Origin of the sequence: Pseudomonas sp. 8O, assembly GCF_902506495.1 — a bacterium.
GTDB lineage: Bacteria > Pseudomonadota > Gammaproteobacteria > Pseudomonadales > Pseudomonadaceae > Aquipseudomonas > Aquipseudomonas chaetocerotis.
Window position 1 is genome coordinate 1,887,993 of record NZ_LR733264.1, and the last position, 13,767, is coordinate 1,901,759.

Here is a 13,767-nt window from a genome sequence, read left to right on the forward strand (position 1 = left end):
AAGAGAACAACAACATGTACAAACTCGACGTTCAGGATCTGCACAAACGCTACGGTAGCCACGAGGTGATCCGCGGTGTATCGATGGCTGCCAAGGCCGGTGACGTGATCAGCATCATCGGCTCCAGCGGCTCGGGCAAGAGCACCTTCCTGCGCTGCATCAACCTGCTGGAACAGCCGCATGCCGGTCGCATCCAGCTCAATGGCGAAGAGCTCAGGCTGGTTGCCAATCGCGACGGCGCGCTCAAGGCCGCCGACGCCAAGCAGCTGCAGCACATGCGCTCGCGCCTGTCGATGGTGTTCCAGAACTTCAACCTGTGGTCACACATGAGCGCCCTGGACAACGTCATGGAAGCGCCGGTGCACGTACTCGGTCAGAGCAAGGCCGAGGCGCGCGACAGGGCCGAGCACTACCTGGCCAAGGTCGGCGTCGCGCACCGCAAGGACGCCTACCCGGCGCACATGAGTGGCGGCGAGCAGCAGCGCGTGGCCATCGCCCGCGCCCTGGCCATGGAGCCGGAGGTGATGCTGTTCGACGAGCCCACCTCGGCCCTCGACCCCGAGCTGGTTGGCGAGGTGCTCAAGGTCATGCAGGACCTGGCCAGCGAAGGTCGCACCATGGTGGTGGTGACCCACGAGATGGGCTTTGCCCGCGAGGTGTCTAACCAACTGGTGTTCCTCCACAAGGGCCTGGTGGAGGAGCGCGGCTGCCCGAAAGAAGTGCTGGCCAACCCGCAGTCCGAGCGCCTGCAGCAGTTTCTCTGCGGCAGCCTCAAGTAAGCGAAACAGCGCACGGCGGGCGGCTTCGGATACACTGCGCGCCATCGCCAGACCGGATCAGCCCAGCCATGCCGAGCAGCTCGTCGTCTTCCGCCACCGTCTACAGCGCCCCCATCCTGCGCAAGCTGGCCGAGGTCGCGCCACAGCTGCAGCCCTCGCTGCGCAAGGTGGCCGACTTCATCCTGCGTCATCCGCTGAAGGCCGCGACTCTGACCATCGAAGAGCTGGCGCAGGCCACGCAGACCTCACCTGCGGCGGTCAACCGTCTGGCCAAGGCCATGGAACTGCGCGGCTACATAAGCCTGAAGGCCGAGCTGGTCGCCACCCTGCAGGACATGGTGTCGCCGGTAGACAAGCTGCGCGACGAGCTGGCGCAGCGCCCGGACGGGGCCTTCGGTCTGCATGAACATCTGAAGATCGCCAGCAGCAATCTCGGCGCGGCGGCCAGCAACAATGACGCCGCCGTGTTCGATGCAGTGATCGGGCGCCTGCTCGGGGCGCGCCGCATCTACATTCTCGGCTTCGGCAACAGCGCCTACATGGCCGGCCTGGCTGCAGCCAACCTGGTGCCCTTCTGCGATGACGCCACCGCCATCAGTATGGAAGGCGGCAACGAGAACGCCGCCTACCGCCTGGCCGCCATCACCGAGCGAGACGTACTGCTGACCATCTCCCTGCCGCGCTATTCGCTCGACACCCTGCAACTGGCACGTTTTGCCCGCGAACGCGGCGCCTGCGTGCTGGCCATCACCGACTCGCCCGCCTCGCCGCTGGTGGAGATCGCCGAGTACAGCCTGTTCGCCCCCGCCGAACACCCGGTGCTGATCAGCTCCAATGCCGCCGTGCTGGCCCTGATCGAAGCCCTGGTGGCAGGCGTCATGGCGCGTAACAAGGAGGCGGTAAGCCTCGCCCAGGAACTGACCGAAAGCGTCATGGCCTATCTGCACGTACCCGGCACCGAGCGCGCGCCGCGCAAACCTCGCAAACGACGCCCCTGAGCTGACAATACGCACCAAGCCAAAGCCAAAGCTGTCTCAATGATCAGAAAAAGTGCAGAGCGGCGCCCAACGCACTCTGCATAAGTTTCCTCATTTAATTGATTTTAAAAGACTATTTACGGCATATAGAATTGGCGCCGTTTTTGCTATAGCAGCTCCAGCCTGACCATATGGACAGGTTTAAAAATCATAACGACACGTCTTAACCATCAGGAGCTTTCATGAATCGCACTCTCTCTTCGCTGGCGCTCGCCGGCGGTCTGCTGGCAGGCGGTCAGGCCGTCGCCGGCGATCTGCTGCAGTGGCAGAACAACAGCCTGACCTACCTCTATGGCCAGGACTTCAAGATCGACCCGGAGATTCAGCAGACCGTCACCTTCGAGCACGCCAGCGGCTGGAGCTTTGGGGACCTGTTCCTGTTCGTCGACGTGATCAAGTACAACACCGACGCCACCAATGGCGCCGGTGACGGCCATACCTTCTACGGCGAATTCAGCCCGCGCTTCTCGCTGGGCAAGCTCACCGGTACCGATTTCTCCTTCGGCCCGATCAAGGACGTGCTGATCTCCACCACCTACGAGTTCGGTGAAGACGACGTCGACTCCTACCTGATCGGCCCGGCGATCGACCTCGATATCCCCGGTTTCGACTACTTCCAGCTCAACACCTACCTGCGCACCACCGACGGTAGCCGCGCCGGCAGCAACGTCTGGCAGATCACCCCGGTGTGGAGCTACACCATTGCGGTGGGCGACTCGGACATTCTCATCGATGGTTTCATGGACTGGGTGGTGGACAACGACAGCAATCGCCGCGGCGACTATCACGCCAACCTGCACTTCAACCCGCAGATCAAGTACGACCTGGGCAAGGCGCTGAAGTGGGGCGAGAAGCAGCTGTACGTGGGTATCGAGTACGACTACTGGAAGAACAAGTACGGCATCAAGGACGGCGGTTTCGTCAGCGAAAATTTCGTGGGTTCGACCGACCAGAACACCGCCAGCCTGTTGGTCAAGGCGCACTTCTGAGACACGCCATCAAGCTTGAATGGCCAAGGTCGCAGCGACTTGCGACCTTCTGCCAATGCCCTTGACCGGCCTGACGTGTTTAGCTGCCCGGCATCACCAGACCTTCACCCAAGGATGGACGATGCCACCGCGTATCCTGCTGCTTACCTGCCTCGCCATGCTGGCCTTCGCCGGCAACTCGCTACTGTGCCGTCTGGCGCTGCGTGAAACGGAAATCGACGCGGCCAGTTTCACGGCTATCCGCCTGCTCTCCGGCGCCCTGACGCTGTGGCCGCTGCTCAAGCTGAGGCAGACCGGGCAACCCATCGCCGGCAATTGGCCTGGTGCGCTGGCGCTGTTCACCTATGCGGCGGCCTTCTCCTTTGCTTACCTGCAACTGGATACCGGCGTCGGCGCCCTGCTGCTGTTCGGCGCCGTGCAGTTGAGCATGCTGCTGTGGGGCTTGCTACGTGGCGAACGCCTGGGGCTGGGCGCCAGCCTCGGTACGGCGCTGGCCACGGCCGGCCTGCTGGCGTTGCTGCTACCCGGCGCCACTGCGCCCCCTTTGTTGGCTGCACTGCTGATGCTGCTGGCCGGCGTTGCATGGGGTGCGTATTCGCTGCTCGGTCGCGGCCAGGGGGATCCGCTGGCGGTGACCACCGGTAACTTCCTGCGCGCAGCACCGCTTGCCGTTTTGTTGGCGTTGGCATTGCTGCCGCAACTGAACTGGGATGGGCCTGCCCTGTTCTACGCTGTGCTGTCCGGCGCCCTGACCTCGGGTGTCGGTTACTCCATCTGGTACAGCGCCCTGCCCGGCCTGCGCGCCAGCCAGGCCGCCACGGTGCAACTGAGTGTGCCGATTCTCGCCGCCCTCGGTGGCAGCCTGTTGCTGAGCGAAGCGCTGTCGCTGCGCCTGACATTGAGCGCCGTTGCCGTGCTCGGCGGTATCGCGCTGGTACTGGGCAGCCGGCAACGCGCCGGGAGCTAACGGCGCGTGCAGTGGTCTTCTATCCTGAACCCATCATGTCCAGGGAAGATCACCATGCACCCTCTGCTTCGTCTTTGCCTCGTTGCCCTGCTTGCAGCAGGCCTGAGCGCCTGCGCCAGCCTGGGCAATCGTGACCCGCTGCGGGTCGATCTGGTCGGCCTGGCCCCCCTGCCCGGTCAGGGCCTGGAGGTACGTTTCGCGGTCAAACTGCGGGTGCAGAACCCCAATGACAGCGCGGTGACTTTCAACGGTATGGCACTGGATCTGGACGTGAACGGCCAGCCGCTGGCCAGTGGTGTCAGCGACCAGAGCGGCAGCGTGCCGCGTTTCGGCGAGACGGTATTGAGCGTGCCGGTGAGTATTTCAGCGTTTTCGGTGATGCGTCAGGCCTGGGGCGTGGCCGGTTATCAACCTGGTCAGGAGGTGCCCTACATGCTGCGTGGCAAGCTTGCCGACGGCCTGTTCGGCACCCGCCGCTTCAGCGACAGCGGTATCCTGAACTGGCCGCAACCGCCAAGCCCCTACTGAAGCAGGAGCCGGCGGTTATACGGCGATCAGGCGGCCTGACGGCTGTTGCGCGCAGCCACTCGGCGGTGACAGGCCTCACCGAAGGCCTGGAAGATCTTTACCGAATCCGGGTTCTTCGCCGCCTGCCATTCCGGGTGCCACTGCACCGCGAACAGGAAAGGCGACAGGCTCGGCGCGTGGATCGCCTCGATCAGGCCATCCTCGGCGGTAGCCAGCACTTCCAGTCCCTTGCCCAGGTTGCGAATAGCCTGGCCGTGCAGGGAGTTGACCTGAATCTCGTCCTTGCCCATCAGCTCGGCGAACCAGCTGCCAGCCACCGGACGCACGCTATGGCTGGCTGCGTACTGCACCTCGACCGGATCATCGGAGTTTTCGCGATGGTCGTTGAAGCCAGGCTCGGCGTAGACCTTCTGGTAGATGTCGCCGCCCAGCGCCACGTTGATTTCCTGCATGCCACGGCAGATGCCGAAGATCGGCAGACCGCGAGCGATGGCGGCACGAACCAGCGGCAGATCGAACAGATCGCGGTCGCGGTCCTGGCCCTTGTTCGGCGTTTCGTTCTCCTGTCCATAGAGCGCCGGGTCGATGTTGCTGCCGGCACCGGTCAGGTAAACACCATCGGCCATGTCCAGATACTGCTCGAGATCCTCGATGCCGCAGCAGGTGGGAACCAGCACCGGCATGCAACCGGAGAACTCGACCAGAGGCTGGATGTATTTGTGAGTCATTACTTGATAGTCGTGGCCCTTGCGCTCTTGAGCGCCCATGGACATCAACACGACGGGCTTGCGGAGATTGTTCTTGCTGGGAGTACTGCGGATCTTGTTGTCGGACATACGTCACCTTGGGACAGGCCGGGCCTATCGTTGCTGTGCAAGCCGATGCCAAGCAGAAGGCTCTGCTTGTCACCCATGGCCTGTTTGGCTAACTCCGTGCACCGAGACTCATCCTGAGCCAAAGTGTCGCCTTCCGACGGCGGCTCGAACCGGGTCAACTCCATCCGGAGAGGAGGCTGCAGCGATGCTGCCCGTTACCCGGTTCGGCAACGGAATCTGTATGCAGTCTGCCCGAGCCGTAAAATATGTCAAACAAATCCACTCGAAATTTTCCAGCAAGCCATTTATCACACATCGACGAAATGCCCTTAAAAAGGCGCCAACAGGCAATTCTGGCAAATAACCCGCCGCCAATAAGTCCAATATTTTAAACACCCGTCTCTCAAGACTCCACGCCCTAGAGCGGCGCCCGTGAACAAAACCCTATATAATCTGCGGTTTCTCACCTGCACCGAGGACACCCCTTGACCGCTCTGCCGCCCTGCCCCAAATGCAACTCCGAATACACCTACGAAGACGGCGACCAACTGGTCTGCCCCGAGTGCGCCCATGAGTGGAAAGCCGGCGAGAAGGCCGACGGCGGCGATGACGCGCGGGTGATCAAGGATTCGGTCGGCAACCTGCTGCAGGACGGCGACACCATCACCGTGATCAAGGACCTCAAGGTCAAGGGCTCGTCGCTGGTGGTCAAGGTCGGCACCAAGGTGAAGAACATTCACCTGGTTGACGGCGATCACGACATCGACTGCAAGATCGATGGCATAGGCGCGATGAAGCTCAAGTCCGAGTTCGTGCGCAAGGTCTGATTCACACCCGTCCCTCGCAGAAATTGACTAGCCTGAAGACAGGCCGGTCATGAGGAACGCCACCATGCGCTATCTGCTGCTCGCTCTTCTGGCTCTGACCCATTCGCTGGCAGCACAGCCCTGGCGTGTAGTGGGCGACGAACAGTTCGCCCCCTACAGTTTCGTCACCGCCGAGGAAGACACGCCGCGCGGGCTCGACGTCGAACTGGTCGACGCGGTACTGCGCGAAGCGCAGGTACCCTATGAAATCCGTCTTTACCCATGGGAACGCGTCAAGCGCATGCTCGACCGCGGGGAAGTACAGATGGCCTTCCAGTTCGCCGGCACGCCGCAACGTCAGCAGCAATACGAGCTGGTCGGTCCGCTGCGCAGTGGTTCGACCGTGTTCATGACTACCGCCAAGACCGCGATCAGCGACTGGCAGACGCTGGATGACCTGTCACCCTACGTGATCGGCCAGGTTCGCGGCTATGCCTATGAAGAGGATTTCGACCGCGCCGACCTGGCCCGAGACACCAGCGCGCAGAACCCACGGCAACTGGTGTCGATGCTGCTGGCCGGACGCATCGACATCATCGTCGGCGACCATACCCAGTTGCTCTATTTCATCCGTGAGCAGCGCGCTCTGGAGCAGGTGCGCGTGCTACCTCGCCCGCTGATCCAGATGCCGCGCTTCGTCGCCTTCGCCAAAGGCGATACCGAACGCGCCCGGCAGTTTTCCGAGGCGCTGGTGCGCCTGCGCAAGGCCGGCAAGCTGGACGAAATTCAGCAACGCTGGAATCAGTGACACCGCTACTGCACCGGCAGGAAATTCAGCAGGAACAGGCTCTGTGCATAATTGGCCCCCATGCGCCGGTAGCGCTCTTCCAGCACATGGGTGAGCAGATCAAGACGCGCCACCATCTTGCCGAACTCCACCGCATAGCTGAGGTTGTTGCCCTGTTCGGAGAACTCGTTGGATAGCAGCAGCAGCCGGCCCGTGGCATCACGACGCTGCGAGAGCATCCAGCCGGCCTTTTCCAGATTGCGTGCGGCGTTGTGGATGAATTGCGCGTTGAAGCTGTCGGTCAGGTAGAACTCGGTACGGCCACCGTGAGCCGTCACCAGCATGCTGCCGATGGCATAAGTGAAGGCCGCCACGCGATCGCCCTGGAATCCCGAACTAAGTGAGTAATCCAGCGCCGCGACATCACGCCGACCGCCCAATGTCGGCCAATCCTGATTGTGTTCGATGGCGTACTGGATGGCGCGTTCGGCAGCGGCGGCGTCAGGCAGGGAATTCTTGCGCCACTCGCGCGGGTTACGTTGATACAGCTTGTTCATCAGCCGATAGAGGCTGTTGAGGTTGTTGCGCATGGCCAGGGTTGCCATGCGATCGACGTCGGTCTGCAGCACCTCGGCAGGCTTGATCGGGCTACGCGTGTGAACGATGGAGTCGTTATCCAGACGGCCGCTGCAGCCGCTCAACAGCAACAGCGCAGCCAGCACCGGCAGCACTGACCGTTGCCAACATATTGAGCTGTCGAATGGCCTGCCCTGTGCAGCAGACGCTGGCCTCGCTCCCATACAGAGGTTCCCTGGCTGGCACGCGCCCCAGTGGCGCACGCAACACTCAGAACCTCAGTAAAGCGCAAAAATTCCGTACTGCCTGTGCCCTGGCGCATAAACCGTGCCGAACAATGCTCGGCACGGCAGAAAAATGCGTCTGCTCAGGCTGGATTGGCGGCCCATTGCTCCAACCGTGTCACGCTCTCGCGATAGGGCTTGAGGCTCTTGGACAGCAGGATGATCGACATCAGAACCGCCAGGGTGGTGACGATCAGCAGCGAGTAGCGCAGCGCGCTGTCGTCGGCGAAGACGAAGTCGGTCACCAGCGCCACGGCGGTCGGACCAACACCCAGGCCAATCAGGGTGATGACGAACAGATAGATGGCCGAAGCCTGGCCGCGCATCGAGTTGGGCATGATCTCCTGAATCGCCGCCGGCGCCACACCGAACGGCATGCTCAGGCAGAACACCGCTGGAGCCAGCAGCACGCTGGCCAAGAAGGCGGTTTCCATCACTGGGAACAGCACCACCATCGGCAGAGCGCCCAGTGCGGCGTAGAGGCCGACACGCATGTTGGCGTCGCTGCGCCCGCGCTTGGCCATCCAGTCTGCCAGGCGCCCGCCGAAGACGATGCCCAGGCAACCAAACACCGCGACGATGCTGCCGTAGACGATGCCAACCTGGCCGGCGTCCCAGCCATAAGTACGGATGTAGAAAGTCGGTATCCAGGCTGCACTGCCGTAACCGGCAAACGCCAGCCCGGCGAAACCGAAGTTGTGCAGCAGCACGGTACGACGATTGGCGCGAATGTAGCGCCCCACTTCGCTCAGCGGCACCGCCACGCCCGCACCGGCACCGCGCCGGACAGGTTCCTTGATGGCCAGCATCAACAGGGTGAAAAACACACCCGCCACACCGAGAATCAGGAAAATCAACTGCCAGGGACGCACTTCGCCCAGCACCGGCAGGGTCACATCGCCCTGTGCCGAGGCGAACTGAATGACCAGGCCGCCGACCAGAAAGGCCAGGCCTGAGCCGAGGTAGACGCCCATGGAATAGACGCTGATGGCCGTGGCACGGCGCTCTGCAGGAAAGCTGTCGGCAATCAGCGAATAAGCAGCCGGCGACAACGCCGCTTCGCCCACGCCCACGCCGATGCGGCACAACAGGAACTGCCAGTACAGCTTGGCCATGCCGCAGGCGGCGGTAGCGGCGCTCCAGAACAGAATACCGACGGCAATCAGACCGCGCCGGCTGCGGGTATCGGCCACACGCCCCAGGGGAATGCCGCACACGGTGTAGAACAGGGCGAACGAGAGGCCCATCAGCAGGCTCATCTGCGTATCGTTGATCGCCAGATCGCGGCGGATGGGCTCGACCAGCAGATTGAGGATCTGCCGATCGACGAAGGACAGGACGTACGCCACCATCAGGATGGCAACAGTAGCCCAGGCTCGGGCACTGGAGGGATAGCCGTTATTGTTGTTATGCACGGACGCTCTCCTCGGCACCGCAGAACGCGACGCGCGACGGTTGAAAGATGCGTCAGCTTAGGACGATATAAACGGTGGTGAGTATCGCTCGAAGGTGTTATCAGGCCGGCGAATGCTTCATACCCGCAAGGGCGAATGGCTCGGTAGCGAAACTCAATAGTCGCTCAGAGCGTACTTCCCGTCAGTTAAGCGAATCTGTAGGAGCCGGCTTGCCGGCGATGCTTTTTGAGCGGATCGCCAGCAAGCCGGCTCCTACGGTTCAGCCTCTGACCGGTATTGGCTGCAGCGCCTGTTTTACCTGAGCGGGCACTCAGATCATCAGCGGCGCCCGCTCGCACAGTACCTTCAGCGCCGCTGCCCAGTCCGGATGATCATTCAGGCACGGCACCAGTTGCAGGCTCTCGCCACCGGCCTCGACGAACTGCTCGCGGCCACGGTCACCGATTTCCTCCAGGGTCTCGATGCAGTCGGCAACGAAGGCCGGACACATCACCAGCAGCTTCTTCACGCCCTGCGCCGCCAGCTCGTCAAGACGAGCCTCGGTGTAGGGCTCGATCCATTTGGCACGGCCCAGACGCGACTGGAAGCTCACCGACCATTGCTCAGGACGCAGGCCCATGCGCTGAGCGAACAGCTCCGCACTTCGCAGGCATTGCGCGCGGTAACAATTGGCGAGCACCTCGGGCGAAGCGCTGCGGCAGCAATCTTGGCCTTTCAGGCAATGACCGCTGGGGTCGAGCTTGTGCAGGTGGCGCTCCGGCAGGCCGTGAAAGCTCAGCAGCAGGTGATCGAAATCCTGCTCCAGATAGGGTTTGGCACTGGCCACCAGGGCGTCGAGGTATTCCGGCTGATCGTAGAACGGCGGCAGAGTGGACAGACGCATGTCCAGACCGCGCTCGCGCACCACCCGCTTGACCTCTTCGATCACCGTGGTGGTGGTGCTGTCGGCGAACTGCGGATACAGCGGCGCCAGGGTCACCTCACGAATGCCCTGCGCGGCCAGACGCTGCAGGGTCGACTCGATGGACGGCTCACCGTAACGCATCGCCAACTCCACAGGGCCCTGAGTCCACTGCGCCCTCATCGCTTCCTGCAGACGGCGGCTGATGACCACCAGGGGCGAACCTTCGTCCCACCAGATCGAGGCGTAGGCGTGCGCCGATGCGGCAGGGCGCTTGATCAGAATCAGCGACACCAGCAAACGACGCAGCGGCCACGGCAGGTCGATCACGTAGGGGTCCATCAGGAACTGATTGAGGTAACGGCGGACATCGGCTACTTCGGTGGACGCGGGCGAACCCAGGTTAACCAGCAACAATGCGTGATCGGTCATGCGAAATCCTAGTCATTGATGGCCCAGCAAATCCGCGAGGGCCACATCCAGATGGGTAAAACGAAAACTGAACCCCGCCTCCAGCAGCCGCGTCGGCACGGCACGCTGGCCGCCGAGCAGCAACTCGGACATTTCGCCAAGTGCAGCGCGCAGGACAAAGGCCGGCGCCGGGAAAATGGTCGGGCGGCTCAGAGCCTGGCCCAGCGCCTTGCTGAACTCGGCATTGCGTACGGGTAATGGCGCGCAGGCATTATAAGGACCGCGAGCATCGCCCTGCTGCAAGAGAAAATCGATCAGGCCGATTTGGTCGGCGATATGAATCCAGGGCATCCACTGTCGACCATCGCCGATGCGGCCGCCGAGGCCGAGCTTGAACGGCAGCAGCAGGCGTTTGAGCATGCCACCATCTGGGCTCAGCACCAGGCCGGTGCGCAGCAGCACCACGCGAACCCCCAGATCCTCGGCGCGTTGTGCAGTTTCTTCCCAGGCCCCACACAGCTGCGCGGCGAAATCATCGGTGACCTGCGGCGTATCTTCACTGAGCTCACGTTCACCGCCGTTGCCGTACCAGCCCACTGCCGAGCCCGACAGCAGCACGGCGGGACGCTGCTGGCGCCGTTGCAGCCAGGTCAGCAACTGCTCGGTCAGACCGATACGGCTCGCCCACAGCAGCGCCTTGCGCTTGCTGCTCCAGGGGCGGTCGGCAATGGGTGCGCCGGCCAGGTTGATCACCGCATCCAGCTGTTCTTCGCCCAGCTCCTCGAGCCGGGCGATGCCGCGTACATCGGCCCCACAGAGATGGGCGACCTTGCTCGGCTCACGACTCCATACCGTCAGGCCGTGGCCCTGCTCGGCCCAGTGTGCACAGAGCGCGCGTCCGATCAGACCGGTACCGCCGGTCAGCAGGATATGCATGGCATCGTCCTCGCATGGCAATGGAAGAAACTTCACCTTTAGTCTGGTTCATGACGCGCATACGTGCCGCGTTTGTCCTAAACCTAAAGCAAGGGAGCGCCGCTTTCGGCGACAGCTGTACATGAAAACACTCTTGTATAGCTTTTGTCCAAGCCTTAGCCTGTAAAGCATTCAGCGCTGACGAGGTAACCATGAACGCACCCATCGCCATCATCGGCACCGGCATCGCAGGGCTATCCGCCGCCCAGGCTTTGCACGCCGCCGGCCAGAACATCGAACTGTTCGACAAGAGCCGTGGCAGTGGCGGGCGCATGGCAAGCAAGCGCAGCGACGCCGGCAGCCTGGATCTTGGCGCGCAATATTTCACCGCGCGTGACCGCCGCTTCGTCGAGGTGGTGCAGCAATGGCAGGCCCGCGGCTGGGTCGCGGAATGGCAGCCGAGCCTGTACAACGCTCAGGACGGTCAGCTCAGTGCCTCGCCGGATGAGCAAGTGCGCTGGGTCGGCTGCCCACGCATGAGCGCCATCACCCGCGCCATGCTCGGCGCGCTGCCGGTCAAATTCAGCTGCCGCATTACCGAAGTGTTCCGTGGCGACCGCTACTGGAGCCTGCAGGATGCCGAAGGCAACAGCCACGGCCCTTACAGCCACGTCATCGTTGCCACCCCCGCCCCACAAGCCAGCGCCCTGCTGGCGGCCGCACCGAAATTGGCTGGCGCCGCAGCGAGCGTGATCATGGACCCGACCTGGGCGGTCGCACTGGGTTTCGACAGCCCCCTGGACACTCGCGTCGAGGGCTGCTTCGTGCAGGACAGTCCGCTCGACTGGCTGGCGCGCAACCCGAGCAAACCTGGCCGCGACAACCATCTCGACACCTGGGTGCTGCACGCCAGCAGCGCCTGGAGCCGACAGAATCTCGATCTGCCCAAGGAAGCGGTGATCGAGCAGTTGCACGGCGCCTTCGCCGAGCTGATCGGCTGCGCCGTGCCGCCGCCGAGCTTCACCCTCGCCCATCGCTGGCTGTATGCACGCCCGGCACAGGCGCATCAGTGGGGGGCGCTGGCCGATGCCGATCTGGGCCTGTATGCCTGTGGCGACTGGTGCCTGTCGGGGCGGGTCGAAGGCGCCTGGCTCAGCGGCCAGGATGCTGCGCGTCGTCTGCTCGAGCACTTGCAATGAGCCAGCCCAGCAACAGGCCTGACAAACGTCGCCTCAACCCGCGCAAACTGCTGCTGTCGAAATGGACAGCCGCGCAGCCGCAGAACCGCGAGCGGCATTTCCTGGTGACTGAGCTGATCCGCGATGAGCAAGACAACATCCTCGGCGTCGAGCTTCAGGCGGTCCTCACGCAACGCAGCCAGCAACTCGACTGGCGCCAGTTGCAAGACAGCGAACGCTGGCTGCAAGGCTGGCGCTGACCCTCCCGCGATAGCTGGCGGCGGCCCCTCGACTGACGCCGCCTGCCTGCACAGCAAAACCAATACCAAACCTATACAAAGTATTTGACTTGTATAACTGCGCACCTATGATAGACACAAGTTGTACATGGATCACTTCATGTACAAGGTCTAACGAGGTCAGGTTATGCAAGCGAGCAAAGCCAAATTAGGTATCAGCGCCTGCCTGCTGGGCGCCGAGGTCCGCTACAACGGCGGCCACAAGCTGTCGCGCCTATGCAGCCGCAGCCTGACCGAGCACTTCGATTTCATCCCGGTCTGCCCCGAAGTCGGTATCGGCATGTCGATTCCACGCGAGCCGATCCGCCTGGTCGGTGATCCACAGGCACCGCGCGCGGTCGGCACCGTCGACCGCGCGCGCGACGTCACCGACGCCCTGGCCGCTTATGGCGAACGCATGGCCACAGAGCTGCAGGGCATCAGCGGCTACATCTTCATGCAGCAGTCACCGTCCTGCGGCCTGGAACGGGTCAAGGTGTATCAGGAAGGCGGACGCCCGAGCGAGCCGGGCCGTGGCATCTTCGCTGCGGCCTTCTGCGCGCGGCATCCGGATCTGCCGGTGGAAGAAGACGGCCGCCTCAACGATCCAGTGCTGCGCGAGAACTTCATCACCCGCGTCTACGCCCACGCCGAATGGCAGCGCCTGTTGCAGCAAGGCCTGACGCGTCGCGCCCTGATAGCCTTCCACTCGCGCTACAAGTACCTGCTGATGGCGACCGACCCGGTGCGCTACAAGACGCTCGGACGCATGCTCGGCGACCTGAGCCAGCACGATCTGGGCGAGCTGGCGCCGCGCTATTTCAGCGAGCTGATGAGCGCGCTTAAGAAATGCGCCACCCGTGGCACCCACAGCAACGTGCTGCAGCACCTGAGCGGCTACCTCAAACGCACCCTGAGCCCTGAGGACAAGCAGGAGATGCAGCAACTGATCGGTCAATACCGCGAGGGCATCGTGCCGCTGGTGGTACCGCTGACGCTGCTCAAGCACCACTTCCGCCGTCACCCGGATCGCTATATCGCCGGGCAGGCGTACCTGCAGCCGCACCCCGAGCCACTCAGCCTGCGCAACGCGTTGTGATG

General features: G+C 62.9%; 15 protein-coding genes. 10 read left to right on the plus strand and 5 right to left on the minus strand.

Going from position 1 to position 13,767, the window contains the following annotated elements; translation table 11 throughout:
• The first annotated feature begins 14 nt into the window (after window positions 1-14).
• The 5 genes from GV002_RS11450 (at window position 15) to GV002_RS11470 (ending at window position 4,300) form a co-directional block, all read left to right on the plus strand.
• Complete coding sequence (locus tag GV002_RS11450) at window positions 15-779, plus strand: ABC transporter ATP-binding protein (RefSeq protein WP_160018487.1); 765 nt, start codon at window positions 15-17, stop codon at window positions 777-779.
• Between the two features lie 68 nt (window positions 780-847).
• Window positions 848-1,777, plus strand: a complete 930-nt coding sequence (locus tag GV002_RS11455; protein ID WP_160018488.1) for a MurR/RpiR family transcriptional regulator — start codon at window positions 848-850, stop codon at window positions 1,775-1,777.
• A 221-nt stretch (window positions 1,778-1,998) separates the two neighbouring features.
• Window positions 1,999-2,805: an outer membrane protein OmpK gene (locus GV002_RS11460; RefSeq protein WP_160018489.1), complete on the plus strand. Its 807-nt coding sequence runs from the start codon at window positions 1,999-2,001 to the stop codon at window positions 2,803-2,805.
• A 121-nt stretch (window positions 2,806-2,926) separates the two neighbouring features.
• Window positions 2,927-3,772 carry an EamA family transporter gene (locus GV002_RS11465; RefSeq protein WP_160018490.1) on the plus strand — a complete coding sequence of 282 codons (846 nt, stop codon included), beginning with the start codon at window positions 2,927-2,929 and terminating at the stop codon, window positions 3,770-3,772.
• A 54-nt stretch (window positions 3,773-3,826) separates the two neighbouring features.
• Window positions 3,827-4,300 (plus strand): LEA type 2 family protein, encoded by a 474-nt coding sequence (locus tag GV002_RS11470; RefSeq protein WP_160018491.1) that lies wholly within the window; start codon window positions 3,827-3,829, stop codon window positions 4,298-4,300.
• Window positions 4,301-4,326: 26 nt separating this feature from the next.
• Here the strand turns inward: GV002_RS11470 and GV002_RS11475 are convergent, their stop codons facing one another.
• Window positions 4,327-5,136 (minus strand): gamma-glutamyl-gamma-aminobutyrate hydrolase family protein, encoded by an 810-nt coding sequence (locus tag GV002_RS11475; RefSeq protein ID WP_160018492.1) that lies wholly within the window; start codon window positions 5,134-5,136, stop codon window positions 4,327-4,329.
• Between the two features lie 464 nt (window positions 5,137-5,600).
• Between GV002_RS11475 and GV002_RS11480 the strand changes: the two genes are divergently transcribed.
• Together GV002_RS11480 and GV002_RS11485 are read left to right on the plus strand one after the other, a co-directional pair.
• Window positions 5,601-5,942, plus strand: a complete 342-nt coding sequence (locus tag GV002_RS11480; RefSeq protein ID WP_160018493.1) for a zinc ribbon domain-containing protein YjdM — start codon at window positions 5,601-5,603, stop codon at window positions 5,940-5,942.
• Window positions 5,943-6,006: 64 nt separating this feature from the next.
• Window positions 6,007-6,729, plus strand: a complete 723-nt coding sequence (locus tag GV002_RS11485; RefSeq protein WP_160018494.1) for a substrate-binding periplasmic protein — start codon at window positions 6,007-6,009, stop codon at window positions 6,727-6,729.
• Between the two features lie 5 nt (window positions 6,730-6,734).
• On the opposite strand, the gene GV002_RS11490 is transcribed toward GV002_RS11485, so the two are convergent.
• The 4 genes from GV002_RS11490 to GV002_RS11505 all read right to left on the minus strand — a co-directional run bounded on the left by GV002_RS11490 (window position 6,735) and on the right by GV002_RS11505 (window position 11,231).
• Complete coding sequence (locus GV002_RS11490) at window positions 6,735-7,508, minus strand: hypothetical protein (RefSeq protein ID WP_256667063.1); 774 nt, start codon at window positions 7,506-7,508, stop codon at window positions 6,735-6,737.
• Between the two features lie 143 nt (window positions 7,509-7,651).
• Entirely contained in the window at window positions 7,652-8,983 is a 1,332-nt protein-coding gene (locus tag GV002_RS11495; protein ID WP_160018496.1) for a spinster family MFS transporter, read from the minus strand.
• Between the two features lie 310 nt (window positions 8,984-9,293).
• The gene (gene hemH / locus GV002_RS11500) at window positions 9,294-10,316 is read right to left on the minus strand and encodes a ferrochelatase (protein WP_160018497.1); all 1,023 of its coding nucleotides are present in this window, start codon (window positions 10,314-10,316) and stop codon (window positions 9,294-9,296) included.
• A 12-nt stretch (window positions 10,317-10,328) separates the two neighbouring features.
• Window positions 10,329-11,231 (minus strand): TIGR01777 family oxidoreductase, encoded by a 903-nt coding sequence (locus GV002_RS11505; RefSeq protein WP_160018498.1) that lies wholly within the window; start codon window positions 11,229-11,231, stop codon window positions 10,329-10,331.
• A gap of 191 nt (window positions 11,232-11,422) precedes the next feature.
• Between GV002_RS11505 and GV002_RS11510 the strand changes: the two genes are divergently transcribed.
• The 3 genes from GV002_RS11510 to GV002_RS11520 all read left to right on the plus strand — a co-directional run bounded on the left by GV002_RS11510 (window position 11,423) and on the right by GV002_RS11520 (window position 13,765).
• Complete coding sequence (locus GV002_RS11510; RefSeq protein ID WP_160018499.1) at window positions 11,423-12,409, plus strand: NAD(P)/FAD-dependent oxidoreductase; 987 nt, start codon at window positions 11,423-11,425, stop codon at window positions 12,407-12,409.
• A complete protein-coding gene (locus GV002_RS11515; RefSeq protein ID WP_160018500.1) occupies window positions 12,406-12,648 on the plus strand; it encodes a TIGR02450 family Trp-rich protein in 243 nt (80 codons plus the stop codon). Before GV002_RS11510 ends, GV002_RS11515 begins: the two co-directional genes overlap by 4 nt.
• A gap of 166 nt (window positions 12,649-12,814) precedes the next feature.
• A complete protein-coding gene (locus tag GV002_RS11520) occupies window positions 12,815-13,765 on the plus strand; it encodes a YbgA family protein (protein ID WP_160018501.1) in 951 nt (316 codons plus the stop codon).
• Window positions 13,766-13,767: the final 2 nt, after the last annotated feature.